The 7,659-nt window shown below is 54.8% G+C and carries 5 protein-coding genes; 1 reads left to right on the plus strand and 4 read right to left on the minus strand.

All coding sequences use genetic code 11. From position 1 onward, the window contains the following. The 3 genes from ABX962_RS24425 to ABX962_RS24435 form a co-directional block, all read right to left on the minus strand. Window positions 1-1,790: serine/threonine protein kinase (locus ABX962_RS24425; RefSeq protein ID WP_372723162.1), on the minus strand; the 1,790-nt coding region annotated here is incomplete at its 3' end. A 225-nt stretch (window positions 1,791-2,015) separates the two neighbouring features. Beyond that, the gene (locus ABX962_RS24430) at window positions 2,016-4,715 is read right to left on the minus strand and encodes a PQQ-dependent sugar dehydrogenase (protein WP_372723164.1); all 2,700 of its coding nucleotides are present in this window, start codon (window positions 4,713-4,715) and stop codon (window positions 2,016-2,018) included. An 84-nt stretch (window positions 4,716-4,799) separates the two neighbouring features. Continuing rightward, a complete protein-coding gene (locus ABX962_RS24435) occupies window positions 4,800-5,645 on the minus strand; it encodes a sugar phosphate isomerase/epimerase family protein (RefSeq protein ID WP_372723166.1) in 846 nt (281 codons plus the stop codon). A 257-nt stretch (window positions 5,646-5,902) separates the two neighbouring features. Here ABX962_RS24435 and ABX962_RS24440 point away from each other — a divergent pair, with 257 nt between their 5' ends. After that, a complete protein-coding gene (locus tag ABX962_RS24440; protein ID WP_372723168.1) occupies window positions 5,903-6,505 on the plus strand; it encodes a DUF2141 domain-containing protein in 603 nt (200 codons plus the stop codon). Between the two features lie 74 nt (window positions 6,506-6,579). Here the strand turns inward: ABX962_RS24440 and ABX962_RS24445 are convergent. Beyond that, window positions 6,580-7,659 (minus strand): EF-hand domain-containing protein (locus tag ABX962_RS24445; protein ID WP_372723170.1); only part of this gene is annotated, 1,080 nt, incomplete at its 5' end.

A 7,659-nucleotide genomic window follows, 5' to 3' on the forward strand; every position in this document is an offset into this window, starting at 1 on the left:
AGCGGCGTTCCGGTAAGCGTACCGCCGCCGAGCATCGCACCCGGCGTTTGCGGTTCCATCGCTTTGACCAGACCAAAATCGAGCACTTTGACCACATCGGGCTCGCAACCGCGTCGGTTCAGCATCACGTTGGCGGGTTTAATATCCCGATGTACCAAGCCTTTGGAATGTGCCTCGTAGAGTGAATTGCAAATTTGCAGCAGGATATGGATCACGCGTGGTTCGGGCTGCGGCCCGTACTTGCGAACAAGTTCTTGCAAATCAATACCGTCGAGGTATTCCATCGCGTAATAAAACACACCTTCGGGAGTGCGACCGTAGTCGTAGATCGCGATCGTGTTGAAATGGTTCAACTGGCACGTGATCTGGACTTCGCGTTCAAAGTGTTTGATTGAGTTTTCATCGATACGATCGGCATGCAACAACTTGATTGCCGTGGGCCGTCGCATCATTGAATGTCGACCTTTATAAACGACTCCCATGCCTCCTTCGCCAAGTTTGCCTTCGAGCGTGTATTGCCCCAGTTGCTGAGCTTCGATGACGGCCGCGCGAGCTTGTCGTTGCAAACGAGCGACCACAACCATAAACACAAAGATGGCGATCGCGCTCAGGATCAACAGCAGGTAAATCAGCAAAAATGTCCGCTGCAAAATCACCAAGGGACGGAACGCCTGCGCCGCTTCGACCTCGGTCGTCACCCCGATTCCGTATTTCGGCAGCCAAGTCCAAGCGCCGATGACAGCGACGCCACGATAGTCACGGTAACCATCGACATCGATGCCAGAGTTACCCGCAAGTGCCTCCGCTGCATTCTTGGTCAGCGGCAATTGCGAGCGCCGCACCTCCGGTCGGTCTCCGCGTGTCATATCGACACCGGGATCACGCACCCTCAGTTCGAGCATCGATTGCGATTGCTCGCGATCAGGTAACAAGCCGAGCAAAATCAACTCTTCGTCAAACCGGCTGTTCGAGATCATCAGCCCTTCGGAATTGAAGGCGTAGGTCTCGCCGGACGATCCGACTTGACCGAGTTGTAATATTTGCGTGAATTCGCGTTCGGGCCGAATCTGCAGTCCCAACACGCCGATGATCTGGAACGATGCGTCGCGGATCGGGGCGCAGACATACATCGTGGGAACGCCCATACGATTGCGTCCGTCGCTACTTTTAAGCATCACCACGCTAGGAAAAGGGGGGGATACGATCGGGTCTCCACCGAGGGCGTGGTCTAAAAAGGTTTCGTACTCGGGGATGTCCTGCTCGCCGACCAACGCCGCGTGCGATGACGAGACGATGCGTTTCGCTTTATCCGCCACGATGAACCCCACATAGTCGTGAGCGGCCATTGCGGCAGCCAATTCTTTGGCAAGTTGCGTGTGAACATCCAATGCATTGCTGACATCCGGCGACGCCCCTGCGACCGAAGCGGGCGTTTTTGGCTGCAGTATCTGATAAACGGTTTGACGGACCTGAGCGTCATTGGCCAACGATTCGGCGGTGGACTCTTGAACCGCGAACCATTTTTTCAGCATTTCGGTTTCCAGCGTCACCAACGACTGAAGCCCCGAGCTGACGTTGGCCTTGATCGTGGTTTCGATCGCGTGGCGGACACCGAATCCAATCACCGACAGGATAAGAACCGCGATGATTGGCCAAATCCAAAGCTGTTTTTTCAAGAACACGCCCGTCCGCGTGACCGTGTTCGAAATGCTTCGTGAAGCCCACGTCATGTGAGCCTGCGGTGCGGTCGATGGACGTGTCGAGCGTCGAAACAGATTGAGCGGATTCATAGAGGCTAATTTTTGCACGGCGTCGGCATCGCACGACGTCCAATGAGAGCCTCGAGCGATCTGAATTCAGAAGCCTCTAGCGTAATCGAAATTCTGCGAGCTGTCCGAGAGAACAAGGAATGGGGGGAGAGCGATAGCAGCGAAAGTCCGCGGATCCTGAAAACAACCACGCCCCCCCAAAGATCCAGCAACCTCGACCATGACGTGCGAAACGCAACCGATGCACTATCGCCTTGGTTCGAAGCGGAGCGAATCGAGGTTCATCAGTCCGCCACGTTTCTCGGCGTTCTTAAAGACAACATAGAGTACGTCGCGTGCATCGGACTCGGTCAACGCAATCGTTTTCTCATAGAACGCTTCCCAGTCGCCGTTGACCTCGACCGGAGTGCCGCCGAGCAGATCACCAGTAACACTGCCGCGACGAATTTCAATATCCCCCCCGGCGCCCGCGCTGGCCACACGCACCGTGATCGAACCGACTTGATCCAGTGGAACGTTGTCGAATCGAAGGAAGCCGTCGTGCTCGATCGCTCCGACAAATTTACCCCCTTCGGCTTTACTTGACCCCAGCGGTCTTGCGCCTTTGATTTCGGCCGCCGACTCGGCTTGCAATTGACGGCTGCGAAGCGTGACCACGCCGGTGGCGGAAAGTTTGGGAATGTCGTCACGCCCTCGATCGGTATAGGTTGCCTCTAAACGAATCTGGCCCGTGTTTCCAGCGGGGATCAACGAGTTGTTAAACCCTTGGGCAGAAGGATTTGCCGAGTCTGGGCTGACCGAAAAAACGTACTCCACCATTTGCTGGACTTCGCTCGGGGTATGTTGCGAATGGGGCAACATGGCGACTTTGCCCCAAACTCCCGTGGAACCTTCAATCACGCGTTTGATAGAAAGTTCTAATTGATGAGGTTGGTCTTTGTATTTTTTGGCAATCTCGACAAAGGCGGGGCCAACCAGCAACCGGTTTGCCGCGTGACAATTCAAGCAATCACTTTTGCGAATCAACGCCAAGCCGGCGGGCACATTTTCGGCAGCCGCGTCCTCACCGGAAACTACCGGTACCGCTTCGACGAACAACCGCGTGGCGGCCGCCGAATCGATCGGATCGATCGATCGTTCTTCGGCTTCGTCAAAGTCACTCGTTCCATCTTCGTGATCGCGAACGACCAAACTAAAACCAACCGGTTGCCCCGGTGTAAAGAAATCCCCGTCGTGCGGGCGAAGAAATTCGACTTCAGGCCGCGAATTCCCCACGATCACCGGAAGCGACGTCACACGGGCGGCGTCCGCTGAGTCACGCACCTCTAACTCAATCGTATAGACCCCCGCATCGGCAAAGCGATGAGTGAAGCGTGCTTGTGTGCCAATCAATTCGCGTTGGTCCGATTGCCCTACATTGGATTCCGACGCACTGCTGCGAGTCGCAGTCCATCGGTAACTCAGCGGATCGCCATCTTTGTCAAAAGAACCTTCGGCGGAAAAATGAGTTTCAAGCGGTTCACGACCGACGCTGTTTTGAACGCTGGCCGCAGCGACCGGAGCACGATTGCCACGGACATAATCAATTCGCACCAAGCGAGCATCGGGATTGACGCCCCACGTCTCGCCGTATTCGATCACATACAACGCCCCTGAGGCGTCAAACTGAAGATCAATCGGTCGTACGAACGTCGTATCGGGCATAAACCGTTCCAGCTGCTGAACATTGGAATCTTGATCCAAGTGGACCGCGATAATCCAGTGGCGAGACCACTCGTATGCAAATAACGTGCGGTCGTATGCCGCCGGAAACTTGGTGGTCGATGGATTTGATTCGTCGAAATAGTAGACGGGGCCAGCACATGCGGTTCGGCCGCCGCTGCCCACTTCGGGAAAGATTTCCGAAGTGGCGGCGGGATAATAAATCATTGCGGGATTCGCAGGTGGCAATTTTTTTGCCCCGGTATTGTTCACCGAATCGTTGATCGGATCTGCCGGATCTTGCGACGCTCCCACCGTCCCGGTGACAAAATCGACGATCGAATAGGCTTGGTTGTTGCCGATAAAATAGGGCCAACCAAAGTTGCCCGCCACACGCGCCTGATTGACTTCGTCGTACCCGCGTGGCCCCCGATCTCCGTCCTGACCGGCATCCGGTCCCACGTCGCCCCAATACAGATACCCCGTTTGTGGATCGATGCTGATCCGCCATGGATTACGGCATCCCATAACATAGATTTCGGGATGCCCGATCGAGCCATCTTTGGGAAACAAATTGCCATCGGGGATCGTGTAAGTGCCATCGGTCTCGGGGTGAATCCGCAGCACTTTGCCGTTATAGCTTTTCGTATTGCCCGCCGTCCGCTGCGCATCCCAAGGTTCGCGATCGGCTCGTTCGTCCAGCGGCGCGTAGCCTTGCGAATCGTTAAACGGATTGGTGTTGTCACCAGTTCCGATATACAGATTTCCATCGGGACCAAACTCCAAGGATCCCGCATGATGACAACATTCTCGCCGTTGTTCTTCGTACGAGAATAGCCGTTTCTCGCTTTGCAGATCAAGTTGATCGTCCACGATCGTAAACCGACTAATCCGTTGGCCAGGAAAATCGGGTGGCGAGTACTGCAGATAAACCCAATTGTTTTCAGCAAACTTGGGATCGAGTGCCAAGCCAATCAACCCGTTTTCTTGAGCCGTCGTGACTTCCAATTTCCCAACGACGTCCACATCACCCGACTTCGGATCAATCCGTTTCAGCACGCCGGCCAATTCGATCAGAAAGATCCGCCCATCGGGTGCGATGTCCAGTTCCATCGGTTGAACGAGATTGCTTGCGATCGTCGACTTTTCAAATCGACTCGGATCCACCGGCTCGCCCACCGCGACCGTGGTCGCCAACACACTGAAGCACAGTGACAGCGTGAATCCCCGAAAAGGGGTAGACATCCAATTCAGCATGAAAGGACTCGAAAGCGGCGAGGGAAGGTGGGTGAGGAAAGGCGAGCGAGGCAAGGCAGGCGAATCGGAGGGTTAGGCGAGCAGTTCGGATTTCAGCTTATTCAGCAGCCCGATTGCATGGCTGATCTCTTGTTTCTGACGCTCAGGATCTTGGGGGATCTCGCGTTCGATGGTCAGCGGCCCGGTGTAGCCAATCTCTTTAAGCGTTTGCAGGTATTTTCGAAAGTCGACCGCACCATCGCCCAGTGGGACTTCGGCACCCCAAGTCTCACCCGGCTTGTCGCTCCAGGTTGCATCTTTGCAGTGGATACTGCGAACATGCTTGGCCACCTTCTTCAGTGCATCGATCGGCTCACCGCTGCCGTAGAGGATCATGTTGGCGGGATCGAAATTAATCTTCAGGTTTTCGCGTTTGACTTGTTGGATAAACTCCAGCAACCCTTCGGCGGTTTCTTGGCCTGTTTCCAAGTGCAAATATTGTTGATTCTCGCTGCAATAATCGCATAGTTTTCGTGTGACCTCGACGATTTCGGCATACCCTTCGTCACGGGGATCCTCGGGCACAAAACCGAGATGCAGCGCCACGGTGTCACAACCAAGATGTTTGGCAAAGTCCGAGATTTCAAACATCTCTTCCAAGCGACTTTGCCGTGTTTCTGCGGGCACCAAGCCGATGGTTTTGACGACGGTAGGGATGTCGGCGTAACTTTCTCCATCAAAGCCACCGAACACGGCGGTGCAGCGAACGCCGAGTTCGGCCAACTGCGTCTTGAGTGACTCGGCCGTTTGCGCGGTCCGATTTTCACGATGGGGGGCATGCAATTGAATTGTGGGAACTTTCAATTCCGAAATCACATTCCAACCGACTCCGAGTCCCGCATCGACGGAAGCGAACACACCAATGGGCCAAGTTTCCATATTGAATCTCTATCGCAAAAAAGGACGTAAACGGTGAGTGCACAGCCTAATACGTTGACGGGCTGAAAACAATCATATGCGTCGATCCAACCTTGTCGTTGCGTGGTTGGGGCAACCATTTCAATGCTGCCCCTGAATACAAAATCACGATAGAATGGTATTGCGGATCGAGCAGAGCGAATCTCTCCGCCTGTGATCACTCGACCCGCAAACTCTCTTCATCCCCCACGTAGCTGAAAAAATCGTAGCTGAAAAAAATGCAGAACCAAGACGACGCGAACTTTACCGACACGCTCACCGATCGAGAGCCAGCGAGTGTATGGGCTCAGAATCACGGCAATGTGCTAATGATGTTTTTGGGAGGATTAATCGTGTTGGGTTCCGCAATCTTGCTGTACCGACAATCACGTTTCGTCGCACCACGGTTTCCGCAAGCGTCGTTGATCGGCGAAGCAAAATCGAGAGAAGCGTCCCCCGACCTGCAAAACCGTTCGCTGATGACCGATTTTTTGTCGGTGACCGTGGTGGGATCCGATCAAGACAACGGTGACGTCATGGTGGCTGTCTACGATTCGGCGGACGCGTTTGCAAACCAAACAAGTCCGCGTTGGTTGGACAAAGCCACGCTGCGTGAAGGAACTGCGGTCTTGCAGTTACCGCTGATTAATCTGGGGCCTGAATTTGCCATCGTCGCGTTCGCGGACGAAAATGCAAACGGTGGGTTCGATCCCCAATTGAACGAGCGTATTGGATTTTCGGGGACGTTAGATCGAAGTGAAATGGGAGCGGAAGATGCCTTTGAAAAGGCGCGTATCACGCCCCCCTTCGAATCCTTTTCGGTGACGATTCATTTGCTTTAAAATGACCACCCATGACACGGTCGTGATTGAGAAGATCGTGATTGACACGATTGTCGTTGAAAAGATCGCCGTTGTTATTTGGAACGAGACTGCATCCACGACGCGTACTCGATGATCGTCACGCGACCGTCGCGATTCCCGTCCGCCGCAGCAGGACTCATCAACATCGTCGACCATTCCGACGCGGTTAACTCTTGGTCCTTGTTCTTGTCGTAACGAGAGATAATTCGCTCGGCGTACTTGATTAGTTTCTCATCCGGCTTCGCCCCTGAACTGCTCGCCGACGAGGCCGAGGTGGATGCTGTGGACGAGCTAGTGGCACTTGCCGACGCGGTTTCGGTCGTCATTTGGCTGCCCAATTCCACCGCTTGCCGGGCCTCGTCGACCGTGATGATGCCATCGCGATTGAGATCGGATCGGAAGAATTCAGCGACCGTAGCATCGGACCATTCACTGGCGAATTCGGCCATTTCCACTTGCCCATCCCCATTGGCGTCTTTATCGGAAAAGAATCCAGGCGTGCCTTCGGGCAACGCGCGAGTGGAGGTGACGCGATACGATTGACGCCCGTTATAGGGATCAACCTCTTCGACCGTTTTCTTGCGGTCTTGATCACGCCGGCGGCTTTCTTCGCGTTTCCGCTCGGCCTCGTTTACCTCGTTGACTTCGCGTCGACGGGCGTAGCGAACCGCCAATTCGTCCGCCGAGAGTCGGCCATCACGGTTACGATCAAAATCCAGAGGATTGCCGCCGAAACGTCCTCGCGCCAATTCTTCTTTGGTCAAGAAACCATCGCGATCACGATCAAACTCTCGCATTCGCTCTGCGGCTTCCTGTTTGTCCTTGGCACTAATCGCCACCGACATCAATTCGGAAGCGGCACCAAAACCGGGCAGCGGCACGGGGTCGATTTCGACGCCGAAACCGGGGACCAACAATTCCGCGGTCCAAGCTTCTTCGCTGCTGTCGCGACGGCGATCGCTGCCGCCGCGATCGCGGCTGCGGTCGTCGCCACCGCCACCTTCGCGTTCCTCACGCATTTTTTCAAACGCTTTGACGATTTTGTCCAATGGAACAGGTTTGCCGGCCACCACGCTGCTGTCGGTTTGCGAGACACGGCCAATGATAAATTGGGCAGGCCCTTGTTGTTCATC

Origin of the sequence: Novipirellula sp. (genome assembly GCF_041583735.1) — a bacterium.
Lineage (GTDB): Bacteria > Planctomycetota > Planctomycetia > Pirellulales > Pirellulaceae > Novipirellula.

Bases quoted from the DNA above. Each gene is read 5' to 3' on its own strand.
- ABX962_RS24430 (WP_372723164.1), bottom strand. From the start codon at position 4,715: ATGTCTACCCCTTTTCGGGGATTCACGCTGTCACTGTGCTTCAGTGTG.
- ABX962_RS24435 (WP_372723166.1), bottom strand. From the start codon at position 5,645: ATGGAAACTTGGCCCATTGGTGTGTTCGCTTCCGTCGATGCGGGACTC.
- ABX962_RS24440 (WP_372723168.1), top strand. From the start codon at position 5,903: ATGCAGAACCAAGACGACGCGAACTTTACCGACACGCTCACCGATCGA.